The following is a 14,910-nucleotide window of genomic DNA, read 5'->3' on the forward strand; positions in this document are numbered from 1 at the left end:
TTTTAAAAATGATGCTTTATTTACATTAAATAATGAAACACAGAGTTATCTTATTTTTATATTTCGAAACAAAAACAAAACAAAGTACACATCAATAACACTGAATAACAATTAATAAACATTTTTATCAATAAGCAAACAAGAACCTCAATATAAAAACACAACCAATCAATAAAAGACTATAATATAATGATTTTTCTATGAAAAATGATACTGATCAAGATACAATAATGATCATAAAATTTAAATAATTTAATATATTGTTATAAACAGCTAATCTACATTTCTTTTTTTTGCTTACTTTGTAGCTAAGTCCTTTCCGTTATTATTTAACAAATAAATTTTAAAAATATAAATATAAAAAAGAAAATCAACAGCCATCTTTTATAGAAATAAGATAATAAATATCTATTTTATGTGTTTTTACGTAATTGAAATAATGTATTTTAAAGCCTATTCTAAAACAAGAACCTTAGTTAAATAAAACAAATCATTAATCAGATACTATTTTATCAAGATTTTAATTTTGATATAAATTTATTATTATTTTATTCAGAGGTTATTAAAATGAAAAATGAAAATTTTATTAACTCAAATATGAAAATAGAAAAAAATAATCTAAATAAGGACATTGATAAACTAAAAAAATTATTTTCATTAAATAACTATCACTATCAGGATATTAATAAAGAAGAAGGAAATAATATGCTTATTTATCGCTGGCCATTACTTAATGCATTTCATTACATGACTAAATGAGGCTAACTATGCCACTTATTGTATTAAAAGGACTCCGAGGTGGAGTGGGTACAACATCCACGGCAATTGCACTTGCTCGGCAATTTAATCAACAAAATAAAGAAGTGCTGATTATTGATAATTGCACAGAAAATATTTTGTCTTTCTATTTTCCAGCACAGCAAAAAAATACCACATTAAGTCAGGCATTATTAGCAGAAACGCCAATAGAGGAGAGTATTTTTTACTATCGACCACACTACCAAGTGTTACCTTTTGGTTTGGTTAATATGAAGGATAACTTGCTCTTACAATTGTCATTCTCAGCAAAACAACATCTTACCCATTTTTTAACGACATTTATTCAGCTACACCCTGACGCCATTATTTTAATGGATTTACAGCATACGCAAGACACCCTTTTCGCATCTTGGATAGAAAAAGCGGATATTTTTTTTACCGTATCAATGGCAGAAAGCAACTGTCATATTCGCCTTAACCAGCACACATTTACCGAAAATGAATATGTATTAATTAACCAATTTCGTGCCACCAGCCAAATTCACCAAGATTTTTATCAATTTTGGCAAACGACACCATTTCCATTATGCCCTGTTGTTCTTCATCGAGATGAAGCCTCACTAGAGGCCTGTGCCTCACGTTTACCTTTATATGATTACCGAGCTAATTGCATGTTAGTAGAAGAAATATCGCAACTTGCTCAATGGTGTTTTTCGTTATTTAAGAGGAAAGAAGGACAGTCATAATGCCATCATCTTACGATGCTACGAATAAAATCGAAAAGAATGTGACACAACATATTCTTATTCGTTACTACAAGTTTTATCGCCATAACGGTGCATCTCGTAGCGCAGCTATTGTTAGCGAGCTATTTATGGGCATTATGTGGTTTTTTTTACGGATGGAATCCCCTTTTTGGCGGAAAATTGCCAGAAAACAACGAGAGCTATATCCTCATATTGATCCCCGTTGCCCTAAAATTTTTGATCCCTTGCGCTATTTGTTACAAAGCATTTGGCTAGCTTGCCATTATGTAGGGCAATTACTGATTAAAAAGCCCACACAATTTATTTTCTATATTAGAAAAACATACAAAAAACTCTTTGTTCATGTCTCTCCTATCGCGATTGAAATCATTGAACATAAGGAAAAAACCACGCCTTTTTGGCAATATGCTCTCTATTCCATTATCGCTATTTTTGCCATTTTCTTTATTTTACTCAGTATCACTCAACCGTTTGATCTTACATTTCAGTTCGTTTTTGTGATTGTTCTTTGGCTAGTTGCCTTAGCTATCCGCGATATTCCTGGGCGTTTTTCTTCAATCGCAATGGTTATGTTGGCACTAACAATTGCATGTCGATACATATGGTGGCGTTATCATTCAACCCTTTATTGGATTGATAATTTCAGCCTATTTTGTGGCTTACTGCTTTTACTGGCTGAAACTTACGCATGGTGTGTGCTATTCCTTAGTTTTATGCAATGTATTTGGCCACTGCATCGAAAACCTGTTTCTATGCCTGAAGACATTACACAATGGCAAAGCGTTGATATTTTCATTCCTACCTATAACGAAGATCTGCAAGTTGTTAAACCCACAATCTATGCCAGCTTAAATTTAGATTGGCCTAAAGATAAGCTCACTATTTATCTGCTTGATGATGGCTCCCGCCCTGAATTTAAAGCATTTGCTCAAGAAGTTGGTATTCGTTATATCGCACGAGAAAAACATGATTTTGCTAAGGCAGGTAATATCAATCATGCTTTAACTCTCGCGTCTGGTGAATTTGTCGCCATCTTTGACTGCGACCATATTCCAACACGTTCATTTCTACAATTTACAATGGGATGGTTTTTAAAAGATGAAAAAATGGCTTTGGTACAAACACCTCACCATTTTTTTTCCCCAGATCCTTTTGAACGTAATTTAGGTAACTTTCGTGAAACACCCAATGAAGGCACACTCTTTTATGGGTTAGTTCAAGATGGTAATGACACTTGGAATGCAGCGTTTTTCTGTGGCTCGTGCGCAATTTTACGTCGTACTGCATTGGATGAGATTGGTGGCATTGCCGTTGAAACTGTTACAGAAGATGCGCATACCTCATTACGCTTACACCGTCATGGCTGGAGATCTGCTTATATTCGCATTCCACAAGCCGCTGGTTTAGCGACAGAATCATTATCCGCACATATAGGTCAACGTATTCGGTGGGCAAGAGGAATGGTGCAAATATTCCGTCTTGATAATCCCTTGTTTGGTAAAGGACTAAGCGTGCCGCAACGTCTTTGTTACTTAAATGCCATGTTGCACTTTTTTTCTGGCATTCCACGGATGATTTTCTTACTCGCACCACTAACGTTTCTTATTTTCCATGCCTATATCATTTATGCACCTGCGATTGCGATCGCTCTCTATGTTGTGCCGTATTTGATCCACATTTCACTCGCCAGTGCAAAGTTACAAGGCGCTTATCGCCACTCATTTTGGGGTGAGGTTTATGAAACGATTTTAGCGTGGTACACCACTCGTCCAGTGTTAAGTACCCTTATCTCTCCTCATAAAGGAACTTTCAACGTAACTGGTAAAGGTGGCGTGATGGAAGAAGGCTTTGTCGATTGGCGAATTAACCGCCCTTACTTACTCTTTCTCAACTTGAACTTGCTAGGTATTTTGTTTGCTTTTTGGCGCATAGCAACGGGCGATCCCGATGAAGCATGGGCTGTTGCCATGTGTTTATTATGGGTTTGTTATAACCTTATCTTACTCGGTGTTGCAATTGCAGTTTCTGTCGAAACAAAGCAACAGCGCCATTTTCCTCGTGTTCGCGTTAAAGTTCCTGCCATGTTGCTGTTAGATAATGGCTCTCTCTACCGATGTTATCTCTATGATTTTTCTGATAATAGCTGTGCAATTTTATTGCCTGACAATGTCAAACTTTCACTATCTCCAAATGAAAGCATCACACTATTACTCAGTCAAAATCAGCGTGAACATGCCTTTAAAGCCAATATTTCACGTATTGATGGGCAAATTATTGGATTACAACTCCTTGAAATGACAACGCAAAAAGCTATCGAGTTTACTGCTTGTACTTTTGAGCGAGCCGATACTTGGGCAGATTGGCAAAATAAACTTCCAACCGACAGACCTTTAAGCAGTCTCAAGAATATTATTTTTATCAGTATGCAAGGTTATAACACCTTGTTAAAACGTGCTCCTTACTTTATTTACGCTACTTTCCGCTTACTCGGTCTCTTTTTGCTGTGGCTTTCATCGTTACTCCCTCAACGCGTTAATGTTTCACAAATATTTCATCAGTCTTGAAGGAAAAACTCAGTTTTCTGGGAATTTATTAATAAACAATAAGATCATGGGTAACAATAATGAAAAAACGTTTTCTCATATTTGCCTTATTTATGCTCACTTCTTCAGTTCATGGAGATGAAACGCAAGAAACGCAAACCACTATTTCAGCGCCACCCGTTACAATAACTGAAGCGGCTCCTGGAGTTATTTCTCAAGCAGAGCCTAGAAATACACAATCGCCTTCTACAGATATCACGCCTTCTGCTCGCCAGAAGATATTAAAATTTGCAGAGACAGCACCTAGTTATGGCGCGCTCCATTTGACTGGTGTTAGCCCTGATGGCTATTTAGAATTTGGTGTCCGTAGTGATGAATATGTTTCCAAAGCCACTCTTGATTTAGAATTTACACCGTCTCCGTCACTACTTCCTGTGGAATCTCATCTTAATGTCTATTTAAATGATGAATTGATGGGAGTTATTACCTTAAAACCAGAAGATTTGGGTAAGAAAAACCAAATTACGATACCTATCGATCCTTTATTTATTCAAGATTTTAACCATATAAAACTCTCTTTTATTGGCCATTATCGTGAAATTTGTGAAAACCAAGCAAATACAACACTTTGGCTTGATGTAAGTAAAAGCAGTCAACTCAATCTGACCTTTCAATCACTCCGTTTAGGTAATGAGTTAGCGCACTTCCCTGAACCATTTTTTGATAGCCGTGATTTTGGAGAATTAACACTGCCAATGGTTTTCAGCCAGTCACCTAATTTAGCTCAACAAAAAGCGGCAGCGATCCTCTCTTCTTGGTTTGGTACTCAAGTTGATTGGCGTAAGCAAAATTATCCTGTTTATTATGATGCTTTGCCAAATCAACACAGCATTGTTTTTGCAACCAATAAACAAAAACCCGCCTTTTTAAAACAGCATCCCGATGTGAAAGAACCAACCATCGAAATGCTGACGCATCCAACCAATCCTTATATTAAGTTACTTCTTATTATGGGACGTGATGATAACGATTTGATCACTGCCGTAAACGGAATAGCCCGTGGACAAGTTATCTTCAGAGGGAATATCGTCACAATTAATGAAGTAGAAAAATTGATCCCGCGTGAACCTTATGATGCGCCAAAATGGGTACAGTTAAATAAACCTATCTACTTTAATACGCTACAAGACTATGAAGGCCAGTTGCAATCTCGCGGATTAAAACCGAATCCTATTACATTAAATATGACGTTACCACCTGATCTATTTATGTTTAATAATACGGGATTACAAATGCAATTGCGTTATCGCTATACTGCTCCTGCATTTCAAGATGACTCTCGTATGTCTATCTCAGTAAACGACCATTTCATTAAAGCTTATCCTCTTGAGAAAGATAAAAAAGATAATCTTGTCATCGCTTATTTACCGCTTATTCAAGGCTGGATTGAGCATAAGAATTTATTGAATATACCCGCCGTAAAACTGGGTGAACGTAACCAAATTACATTTGCCTTTGATTACACCAATCCCATTCCTGGGGGCTCAGTAGATCAATGTATTACTTATCAACCTGTACCAAATGCTGTCGCTATTGATGATTTATCTAGCTTTAATTTCACAGGTGATTATCGACACTATATTGCACTGCCTGACTTACGGGTTTACAGCCATGCAGGCTTCCCATTTAGCCGTTATGCGGATCTGTCAGAAACCTTGGTTTTTGTTAATCAGCAACCGTCTCCAACACAATTATCTACCCTATTAATTTCAATGGGGAATATTGGTGCTCAAACAGGTTATCCTGCATTAAATGTTTCATTAACTGGTTCATTGGATGAAGTGCAAAAAAGAGATGCTGATCTACTACTTATCGGAACCATTCCACCTGCATTAAATAATGATAAACAGATGAACGTACTGATTGATAAAGCACGTAGTGAAATCACTCTGCCTTCTCGTGAAATCAGTATCTTTAGCCACACAAGTTATCAACCAACTGATAAACGTCCTGATAGTCGGATCTCTCTGACCTCAAAAGGATCGATGGGGGCAATTATTGGTTTCCAATCTCCATTCTTTTCACAGCGTAGCGTTGTCGCATTATTAGCCGATAGTACGCAAGGTTACAAACTGTTAAATGAGGCGATCAGTGATAGTGGTAAGCGTGATGCTATGCATGGTTCAGTAGTATTGGTCAGAGAGTCTGGCGTAAATAGCTTGCGTGTGGGAGATACTTATTTCGTCGGTTATTTACCTTGGTGGGAAGAAGTTTGGTATGTATTTGCTTCTCACCCTATATGGCTTGGTTTAGCGGCAATTGTCAGCATTATTCTTGTCTCTCTTCTTATTTGGCGAGCAATGAAAATAAGAAGCCAACGTCGTTTAGCGACTAAGGACTAAGCTATGTGGCAATTTGGTCACACACATCGCCACTCTGTTATTGCTCTCTTTTTGCTGACAGGCTTTTTGCCTGTCACGCAAGCCAGTGAAGAGGCAACAGAAGCCTTTTTACAAGAGCAAGTGAGATTAGGTACATCCACAGGAAATGAAGTTTTAGTGGCTCAATCGCTATATCGTTTAGCGTTAATTAAACCCAATGACCCTAATATCTTGTTAATGCAGATTCAGTTTGCTGTAAAACAGAAGGACAATGCAAAAGCACAACAGCTATTTACCCAATTAGGTACTCAATTTCCACAGTCAGAGCAATATCAGCGTGCAATAAAAACCTTATCACTGACAACGGATGTTAATAGGCAAAAATTACAGCGAGCCCAGCTTTACCGTACAGCTGGCCGCTATGATGATGCGTTAAATTTATACGATGAAATTTACCGAGGAATGCCTCCAGATGAGACTTTATCACTCGAGTATATTCAAGTACTTATGCAATCGTCTCGCGATGATAAAATAGAACGACTCAATCATATTTATCGTCAGTATCCGCAAAATACGAAAATAGCGAGCCTCTACCAGCAACAGCAACAACACGCCATAGAGTCAGTAAAAAGCCCAGTTTCAACAATAAAACCGCAAATAGATGTTACCTCATTACCTATTGCAACCTTAAAACAAAAAGCACGACAACAACCTGATAATGCTGATGTTGTTGGTGCTTTAGGTGTCCGTTATTCTCGTGCTAATCAACGCAGTGCGGCTATTTTTTATCTTTCCCAAGCGCTGAAATTAGCGCCCAACCATGATAATAGTGGTCAATGGCGATCTATGTTGCAGGCTAACCAATATTGGCATCTGCTTTCAAAAGGCGATGACGCACTCTTAAAACAAGATTATGAATTAGCAGAACGCTATTTTAATCAGCTTAATAAATTAAGCCCTTATGAAATTGAGCCTTATCTTGGTTTAGGTGATATTGCTGTTGCACAACGGCAATGGGATCTTGCTGAAAATCATTATTTACAGGCATTAAAATATCAACCCAATCACCCTGCAACGCTACATCGTTTAGCAAAGCTTTATCGCCAACAATCTCATGAAAAAGCGCAACAATTTATTGCAGGCTTAACACCTAGACAATATAAAAATTTAGCAGAAGATTATGGCTATATTATTTCCGGTATAAGGCAAGATTTAGCGGCTGATGATGAACATAAAGAGCAATACCTCAGTGCGATTGAAAAACGTAAGGCAATAGCTAAAGATTATCCTAATGATGTTTGGAATATTTATCGTCTTGCTGATGATTTATTAATCATCCAACAAGGCTATGTAGCTGAAGAGTATTTCAATCAACTTAATCGTCGTCTCCCTAATGCCCCATCTCGCCTTTATGCTTATGCTTTATATCTCAATAAAACAGGACGAGAAACTCAAGCACTTGATACGCTAAAAACGATCCCCTTATCTCAACGCAGTGAAAGCATGAAAGCGTTAGATAGTCGATTACGTTTTGGTGAAATAGTGACGCATGCAGAGTCTCTACGAGCGAAAGGACAAGAACAACAAGCTATTGATTATCTTTTTGCTCATATTCCACCAGAGCAAAAAATTCAGACTTATTTGTTATTAGCGAACTGGGCTCAAGAACGAAATAACCTCGATCAGGCCTTAAGTTATTACCATACTGCACTGAATTTAGAACCCAATAATGAAACTGCATTATTAGGTGCGACGGATATCGCCTTAGAACAAGGGAAAAAGATGCAGGCAAAATACTACCTTGCCAAAATAGAAACGCTTTCTCCCAACCCGTTTAATAGCAACTCAATTAGACGCGTTGCCAATGCTGAAAAAGAAGTAGGTAATACAGAAAAAGCACAACACTATTTTGCTTATTTGGCACAACAAATTGAAACAGAGCCAGACAGTGCTGATCCTTTAGTATTACGTGATATTGCTCGTTTTCAGCGCGATGAGCAACATAGTCAGCAAGCTCACTATTATTATCAACAAGCGATGATCAAGGATGGAATAACAGATAGGTTGCCAAAAGATAATATTGAGTACACCACATTAATGCGTAATGACGAAAAAGATAATTGGCTATCTCGCAGTTTACGCGCTGATGCTGACGCGCTTTATCGCCAACAAGAGTGGCGATTTACGCTTGAGCATGATTATTGGGGGTCAAGTGGTAGCGAAGGCTACTCAAAACTACGCGCTCATACCACCATGTTACAACTTGATCACCCTGTTTATGATGGGCGTTTTTTCTGGCGTGCAGACTTAGTTAATCTTAATAGTGGCAAACTGGGTACATCACCTTATGATTCGAAATTTGGGACTTGTTACCGCACGGGGTGTTTCCCCCTAGAGCAAAAATCTTTTGGTGTTAGCCCTGCAATTGGCTGGGAAAATGGTCAATGGCAATGGGATCTTGGTACTACACCGTTAGGTTTTGAAGTGACTGATTGGGTCGGTAAAATCGCCTATAATCATGATCTTTTTAATGTGGGCTGGACACTTGATATTCACCGTCGCCCTGTTAATAGTTCTATGCTTGCTTTTGGTGGTCAACGAGATATTTGGACTAACCAAACATGGGGCGGTGTAAGAAGAAGCGGTATTCGTTTAAGCGCAAGCTATGACTTAGGCGGAAAAGAGGGTTATTGGGGTGAGGTTTCTGTCGATAAACTCACGGGTAAAAATGTTGAAGATAATAGCAGTGTCCGAGGAATGGGAGGCTACTATTATAAACTTATCAATGAGAACAACCGCCGCGTTTCTGTTGGGTTAAGTACTATGCTTTGGCATTATGATAAAGACTTAAGCGGGTACACTTTAGGTCAAGGTGGTTATTATAGCCCTCAAAAATATATCTCTTTAGGGCTACCGATTAATTATCGTGAACGTACTGAAAATTGGTCTTGGGAATTATCAGGCTCTCTTTCTTGGTCTTACTCCCAAACGGATGACAGAAAGCGTTATCCTTTAAAAAATCTCGTTTCTCTCGATAAATTTAATCGCTATATGAATGAACTTAGCCCTGAAGATCGAGAAGAAATGATGAGGCTTTATTATCAAGAGCGTGATGCTGTTGATGAAGGAGACTCTGGCAATGGCTTTGGTTATACCGCCAGAGCATTAGTTGAACATCGTATTACGCCGCATTGGTTTATTGGTGCAGCTATTGATATTCAACAAGCCAAAAACTATACCCCAAGCCATGCATTAATGTACTTGCGTTATTCATTTGATGGTTGGAACGGTGATTTAGATTTACCGCCAAACCCTCTTATTCCTTATGCTGACTTTAAATAACGTTCAATGTATAAAATACACAAACGGGAAGCACTGGCTTCCCGTTTAACGTTTTCTCTAAAATGATGAGAGCAAACTGCTATTATTGCGCTTTACGAAAAAGCCCAACAAACAACCAACCTACAATCATGGCAAGGACAAATAAAATACCTTGATAAAACCCTGCACCGACTAATACCAAACCCGGGCCTGGGCAAATTCCCGCTAATCCCCAACCAAGACCAAATAACGCACTACCTAACACTAAGGGTTTATCAATCACTTTATTGGTCGGGATATTTAAAGGGCATGCTAATACACTTTGTTGTCTACGGCGTGTTAATTGGTAACCTATCACACTGACAACCAGCCCTGCTCCCATGATTATCAATAAAGAAGGGTCCCAATTTCCGGTGATATCCAGAAAAGCTAGAATTTTTTGCGGATTGCTCATTCCACCAACAATCAATCCTGCACTGAATAGAAGACCACAAAGAAAAGCAACAAACTTAGTCATTTTCTTAGCCTCCTATCACATGGCGCTGAATATAAACGGTAATAAATGCCGTTGCCATAAATACCAACACAGCAACAATAGAACGACGCGATAATCGTGCTAATCCGCAAATACCATGACCACTTGTGCAACCACTGCCTAAACGTGTGCCTGCTCCCACCAGCACTCCGGCAATAATTAACATCCAAGGTGATGTTTCAATCACTGGCGATAAGGGTTTATCAAAAAAATAAAACAGTGTAGGTGCGATTAGCATGCCAAGTAAAAATGCCCAACGCCAACCATTTCCCTGCTGTTTTGTTGATAAAACGCCCCCCAAAATACCGCTTATTCCTGCAATACGACCATTAAATAACAATAAAATGGCGGCCGCAGCGCCTATCATAAGCCCACCAATTGCCGCACTTAAAGGCGTAAAGTGAACCCAATCTATATTCATAAATTAACCTGCTATAGGGCAATAAAGCTGATAAAGCGTATTGAGTAGTACGAGAACTTTTTCATCAGCAATAGAATAAAAGATACGTTTTCCATCACGACGAGTATTCACTAACCCTTCATTGCGCAAAACGGTTAGCTGTTGAGAAAGTGTCGGTTGACGGATACCTAAACTCTCTTCTAATTCACTCACACTTTTTTCGCCCTGACTTAGCTGACACAATAATAAGAGGCGATCGCCATTTCCTAGCGTCTTAAGCATGCTAGACGCTTCATTAGCCGCCAATTTCATTGCATCTAATAAATCAGGTTGAACTCGTTGTGTCATGGTAAACTCCATAATCAATATACTTTTTAATAATATGTTAATTTATATATTGTGCAAGTTTTCTTTTTATTGCGTGTTTGTATAAGCCGCTATATGCTCTGTAACATGAAAACGGTAAGAGTCCCCATCGCCTTAGTGCAAAGCGTTATGCGAACACTGCGTGAAAAATTGCAGCAGGCTAATCTTTATCTTAATACAAATTACCCAGAACCTACTCTACATTATAATCAGAGAGGAACTATTGCAGGCAGTGCCTATTATGCAAATTGGGAAATTCGTATTAATCCTACATTATTGATTGAAAATAAACAGAATTTTATTGAAGAAGTTATTCCTCATGAATTAGCGCATTTATTAGTTAATCGCCATTTTGGTCGTGTAGCACCTCATGGGAAAGAGTGGAAATGGATGATGGAAACAGTATTACAAGTTTCAGCTAAACGAACCCATCATTTTGATGTCAGCGCAGTTAAAGCTAAAACCTTTCCTTATGCTTGCCATTGTGAAGAAAAACATCAGCTTACCATTCGCCGCCATAACAAAGTATTACGCGGAGAGACACAATACCGTTGCCGCCATTGTCAGGCTATTTTGCAATTTATTAAGCATGAATAAATGCAGACAAAAATAAAGCCGATGTGTTGATTAATTCACATCGGCTTTATCTTGAGAATGAATATATGGGATTGTCTTAAGCAAACTCGCTCATCACATGAGATGCGATTTCAAAGTAAATAATAAGACCTGTACCATCAATTAACGTCGCAATAAATGGTGCTGAAACAACCGCAGGATCAATACCTAAACGCTTTAATACCATTGGAATAACAGATGAAACAATCGCACTCCAAACCGTGATTGAAATAAGCGTTAAGCCAACCACAATCATCACTTCCATACCCACACCTAAGAACCAAGCACGCACAAAACCAGCAATACCCATAGTCAGTGCAACCATTATCGATGTGGTTATTTCTTTTCTTAATACAGACCAAACATTACGTAAGCTCACTTCTCCTAATGCCATAGCACGTACTAATGTTGAGGTGATCTGTGTACCACTATTTCCGCCAGTACCAATCAGCAATGGAATAAAGAATGCTAATGAAATTGCGGCTTCTAGTCTGTCTTCAAAAGCATGTAATACTGTGCTGGTATACGCTTCTGCCACAAACAGCATCAACAACCACACAACACGTTTACGCCATAATGTTACTGGACTGGTTTCTAAATAAGGCTGCTCTAAAGGTGAAGTTGCACCCTGCATTTGTGCATCAAGTGTATTTTCATCTTCAATTAATTCAGCAATATCTTGAGGACGTAAAACACCGACCAATTTTCCAAAATGCATCACTGGTACACTGTCTAAACCGCTATGGCTAATCAGTTGATACACATCATGTCGATTCTGTTCTGGTGAGACAGAGAAAAAGGTTTGACGCATCACATCAGACACAAACAGATCATTAGCCGCTGTTAATAATGATTTAACGGGCAAAATCCCATTTAGATAATTATCTTTATCCACCACATATAAATAGGTTGGAATTAATTCATCTTTTAAATCATTAACCAATTGAGCTTTCACATTTTCAACAGAATCAGCGACAGAAACCGCAATATAAGACTGGCTCATATAAGCACTAACGGTTGCATCATCTTTTAAACGATTGTATTGGTCTTGAGTTGAGTTATTTTGTGGTGTGTTTAAGGATGCATCGGCAACTAATACAGCATCCATTTTATTTTGAGTATTGAATTTCATTTTGTGGTTCCCTATTACTGTTTGTGTTTAGCAAATCAGTTCTCCATAGGGGCGAAACCAGAAGCGAGAATGCAAAAGCTATCTACACGTCTCGGTTTTAGCACTATACAACGTATCCAATGAATACTGGAAGTTACATGGGGATATACCTTCGGTCGATATATCCTGTCCTAATCTTGGGCGTCTCTCGACGTCGTCAGATCAGTAACCTGTGTTTGTATAGGAGCCTCGCCTAACGAGATACTGCACTTTTCTTGCGAATGCGGCGCGCATTATAACCACTCACAATATAATGAAAAGCACGATAACGATTTTGTTTAAGTTCTATTGAAAAATAGCCTCAAATATTCATCATACAATTAAAAATTGTAATTACATTCGAAACTAATATATAAAAAGAAATGAAGTTTTCCTACGAAAGCTAAAATCGTATAGTAAAAGATAATCTGTTTATTAATTGATTATTTGAATGCTAATTTTTGTACTCTTATTTCTTCTGCTTGCAAAAATATATCTTTTACCGTTTTACCATCTAATGATTGGCACATTTTACGCGTGATAATATCCGCATTTTTATTACGACCTGCGATAACTAAATCATTAAAATTAATATCATTAAGGATCGCTAATTCTATTGCTTCATCAAAACGTGATTGTTCATCAAGGGGAAGTGAGTTGCGCATTTCAACAATTGAGATACGTAGCGACTCTACATTAGAGCCATCAAGGGTTTGTTGAGGTTTTTCACAGCCAGATAACATGACACTAAATAAACAAATAACTAACAATTTTTTCATATATCCCCCCTTACCCAGTCAATAGTTTAAATAATAACAGAATGTTTATAAGGAAACTCCCCACTAACTAAAATATATTTTTAGTTAATCATCATTTCCAATATTTTTATTATTCTGAATAAATAAAAACCTTCTTTAATTTAAAATAAAGGGAAGCATTTTCCAGATTATTCAGTTTTTTAATGGGAAGAATAGACATAAAAAACCCTGTTAATAAATTAACAGGGTAAAAAAACAGGAAAATAGAAGGAAATACTTAATAAAAAGAGGTTAAGCGAGCTCAACATCTCCTTTTAAACGACAGCTACATGCTAAGACATAACCTTGAGCTATCTCTTCAGCCGTTAATGTACTGGTACTACTGACATCATAATCACCACTCACAATACGAGTTTTACAACTACCACAAACCCCTGCTCGACAAGCCGCAAAGACAGGAACTTTATTTTCTTCCATAGCTGATAATAAAGTCATGCCAACAGGAACTTTAATTTGTGATAATGGATGACGAATAGTCATGGTTAATTGTTCGTTATCATCAACACAAACAGGCTCATCACCAAAACGTTCCATAAAGATATTCTCAGCAGGTACACCAAGATTTCTTGCAAAACGTCCTGTGTCTTCCATATAACTATTTGGGCCACAGCACATGACTGTACGACTCGCAATATCAGGCACTAATGCAGCTAATTTTTCTTGAGAAATACGGCCACTAAATAATCCTTTATTATCAGGTAATTTAGGCATCATGATAAAATTAAGATTGTATGGATATGCATTTGCTAATTCGATCCACTCTTTCTCAAAAATAAACTGGCTTTGCTCACGAATATTAAAAATAACCGTGATGTCTGCTTTAGGTTGATTATTTAACAACCAACGTGTCATTGACATAACAGGTGTCACTCCACAACCTGCTGCCAACATTAAATAGCGCGCACCTTCTTTACCAGCACAAGTAAATTCACCCTGAGCATCAGATAACCAAAGATAATCACCTGGTTTTACTTGTGATGTTAACCAACTTGAACCCACACCATTTTCTAAACGGCGAACGGTTAAAGTGATAAATGGACTTAATCCCGGAGAAGATGAAATGGTATAAGCACGCAGTATTTCATCACTATTATTGATACTCACCAGTGCAAACTGACCTGGTTTATAAGAATAAATGTCATGATTAATTAAATTCAGCGTCCACACTTCAGGTGTTTCCTGATTAATAGAGTGAACTTGCATACGATTAGGACAAAGAGAAGTAGGCATCGTCATGGATATTGATCCTTCACCG

General features: G+C 37.7%; 12 protein-coding genes and 1 riboswitch. Of the genes, 6 read left to right on the forward strand and 6 right to left on the reverse strand.

The annotated features are described in order from the left end of the window. The first annotated feature begins 567 nt into the window (after positions 1-567). Genes bcsR through bcsC form a run of 5 tightly spaced genes read left to right on the forward strand, consistent with a single transcriptional unit; the run spans position 568 to position 9,792 of the window. Positions 568-759, forward strand: a complete 192-nt coding sequence (bcsR, locus tag ACWPWK_RS05155; protein WP_109371180.1) for a cellulose biosynthesis protein BcsR — start codon at positions 568-570, stop codon at positions 757-759. Positions 760-767: 8 nt separating this feature from the next. Continuing rightward, positions 768-1,505, forward strand: a complete 738-nt coding sequence (locus ACWPWK_RS05160; RefSeq protein ID WP_109371182.1) for a cellulose synthase operon protein YhjQ/BcsQ — start codon at positions 768-770, stop codon at positions 1,503-1,505. Further along, positions 1,505-4,090: a UDP-forming cellulose synthase catalytic subunit gene (bcsA, locus tag ACWPWK_RS05165; RefSeq protein WP_109371184.1), complete on the forward strand. Its 2,586-nt coding sequence runs from the start codon at positions 1,505-1,507 to the stop codon at positions 4,088-4,090. The genes ACWPWK_RS05160 and bcsA overlap by 1 nt, the downstream gene beginning before the upstream one ends. Positions 4,091-4,146: 56 nt before the next feature. Continuing rightward, a complete protein-coding gene (gene bcsB, locus ACWPWK_RS05170) occupies positions 4,147-6,471 on the forward strand; it encodes a cellulose biosynthesis cyclic di-GMP-binding regulatory protein BcsB (protein ID WP_454209236.1) in 2,325 nt (774 codons plus the stop codon). 3 nt (positions 6,472-6,474) lie between these two features. Beyond that, on the forward strand, positions 6,475-9,792 hold the full coding sequence (bcsC, locus tag ACWPWK_RS05175) for a cellulose synthase complex outer membrane protein BcsC (protein WP_109371188.1): 3,318 nt from the start codon (positions 6,475-6,477) through the stop codon (positions 9,790-9,792). 82 nt (positions 9,793-9,874) lie between these two features. Here bcsC and ACWPWK_RS05180 read toward each other — a convergent pair whose 3' ends face one another. From ACWPWK_RS05180 to ACWPWK_RS05190, 3 genes are read right to left on the reverse strand one after another with little or no spacing between them, the layout of a single operon-like run. Continuing rightward, on the reverse strand, positions 9,875-10,288 hold the full coding sequence (locus ACWPWK_RS05180; protein ID WP_109371190.1) for a DUF6691 family protein: 414 nt from the start codon (positions 10,286-10,288) through the stop codon (positions 9,875-9,877). Positions 10,289-10,292: 4 nt separating this feature from the next. Beyond that, entirely contained in the window at positions 10,293-10,727 is a 435-nt protein-coding gene (locus ACWPWK_RS05185; protein WP_109371192.1) for a YeeE/YedE family protein, read from the reverse strand. 3 nt (positions 10,728-10,730) lie between these two features. After that, positions 10,731-11,054 carry an ArsR/SmtB family transcription factor gene (locus ACWPWK_RS05190; RefSeq protein ID WP_036912417.1) on the reverse strand — a complete coding sequence of 108 codons (324 nt, stop codon included), beginning with the start codon at positions 11,052-11,054 and terminating at the stop codon, positions 10,731-10,733. Positions 11,055-11,159: 105 nt separating this feature from the next. Here ACWPWK_RS05190 and ACWPWK_RS05195 point away from each other — a divergent pair, with 105 nt between their 5' ends. Next, positions 11,160-11,669, forward strand: coding sequence for a SprT family zinc-dependent metalloprotease (locus ACWPWK_RS05195; RefSeq protein WP_023581469.1), 510 nt, complete (start codon positions 11,160-11,162; stop codon positions 11,667-11,669). Positions 11,670-11,745: 76 nt separating this feature from the next. Here the strand turns inward: ACWPWK_RS05195 and mgtE are convergent, their stop codons facing one another. From mgtE to hcr, 3 genes are all read right to left on the reverse strand, one after another. Then, complete coding sequence (mgtE, locus tag ACWPWK_RS05200) at positions 11,746-12,819, reverse strand: magnesium transporter (RefSeq protein WP_100159143.1); 1,074 nt, start codon at positions 12,817-12,819, stop codon at positions 11,746-11,748. A 75-nt stretch (positions 12,820-12,894) separates the two neighbouring features. Then, positions 12,895-13,066: riboswitch (M-box (ykoK) riboswitch) on the reverse strand. Between the two features lie 214 nt (positions 13,067-13,280). Next, positions 13,281-13,616, reverse strand: a complete 336-nt coding sequence (locus tag ACWPWK_RS05205) for a DUF6694 family lipoprotein (RefSeq protein ID WP_109371194.1) — start codon at positions 13,614-13,616, stop codon at positions 13,281-13,283. 270 nt (positions 13,617-13,886) lie between these two features. Beyond that, positions 13,887-14,891 (reverse strand): NADH oxidoreductase, encoded by a 1,005-nt coding sequence (hcr, locus tag ACWPWK_RS05210; RefSeq protein ID WP_109371196.1) that lies wholly within the window; start codon positions 14,889-14,891, stop codon positions 13,887-13,889. Positions 14,892-14,910: the final 19 nt, after the last annotated feature.

Source organism: Proteus sp. Marseille-Q3619 (genome assembly GCF_965283115.1).

Excerpts from the sequence above, each read along its gene's own strand:
- ACWPWK_RS05180 (WP_109371190.1), bottom strand. The coding sequence starts at position 10,288 with ATGACTAAGTTTGTTGCTTTTCTTTGTGGTCTTCTATTCAGTGCAGGA.
- hcr (WP_109371196.1), bottom strand. The coding sequence starts at position 14,891 with ATGACGATGCCTACTTCTCTTTGTCCTAATCGTATGCAAGTTCACTCT.
- ACWPWK_RS05160 (WP_109371182.1), top strand. The coding sequence starts at position 768 with ATGCCACTTATTGTATTAAAAGGACTCCGAGGTGGAGTGGGTACAACA.
- ACWPWK_RS05190 (WP_036912417.1), bottom strand. The coding sequence starts at position 11,054 with ATGACACAACGAGTTCAACCTGATTTATTAGATGCAATGAAATTGGCG.
- ACWPWK_RS05185 (WP_109371192.1), bottom strand. The coding sequence starts at position 10,727 with ATGAATATAGATTGGGTTCACTTTACGCCTTTAAGTGCGGCAATTGGT.
- mgtE (WP_100159143.1), bottom strand. The coding sequence starts at position 12,819 with ATGAAATTCAATACTCAAAATAAAATGGATGCTGTATTAGTTGCCGAT.
- bcsC (WP_109371188.1), top strand. The coding sequence starts at position 6,475 with ATGTGGCAATTTGGTCACACACATCGCCACTCTGTTATTGCTCTCTTT.
- bcsR (WP_109371180.1), top strand. The coding sequence starts at position 568 with ATGAAAAATGAAAATTTTATTAACTCAAATATGAAAATAGAAAAAAAT.
- ACWPWK_RS05205 (WP_109371194.1), bottom strand. The coding sequence starts at position 13,616 with ATGAAAAAATTGTTAGTTATTTGTTTATTTAGTGTCATGTTATCTGGC.
- bcsA (WP_109371184.1), top strand. The coding sequence starts at position 1,505 with ATGCCATCATCTTACGATGCTACGAATAAAATCGAAAAGAATGTGACA.
- ACWPWK_RS05195 (WP_023581469.1), top strand. The coding sequence starts at position 11,160 with ATGAAAACGGTAAGAGTCCCCATCGCCTTAGTGCAAAGCGTTATGCGA.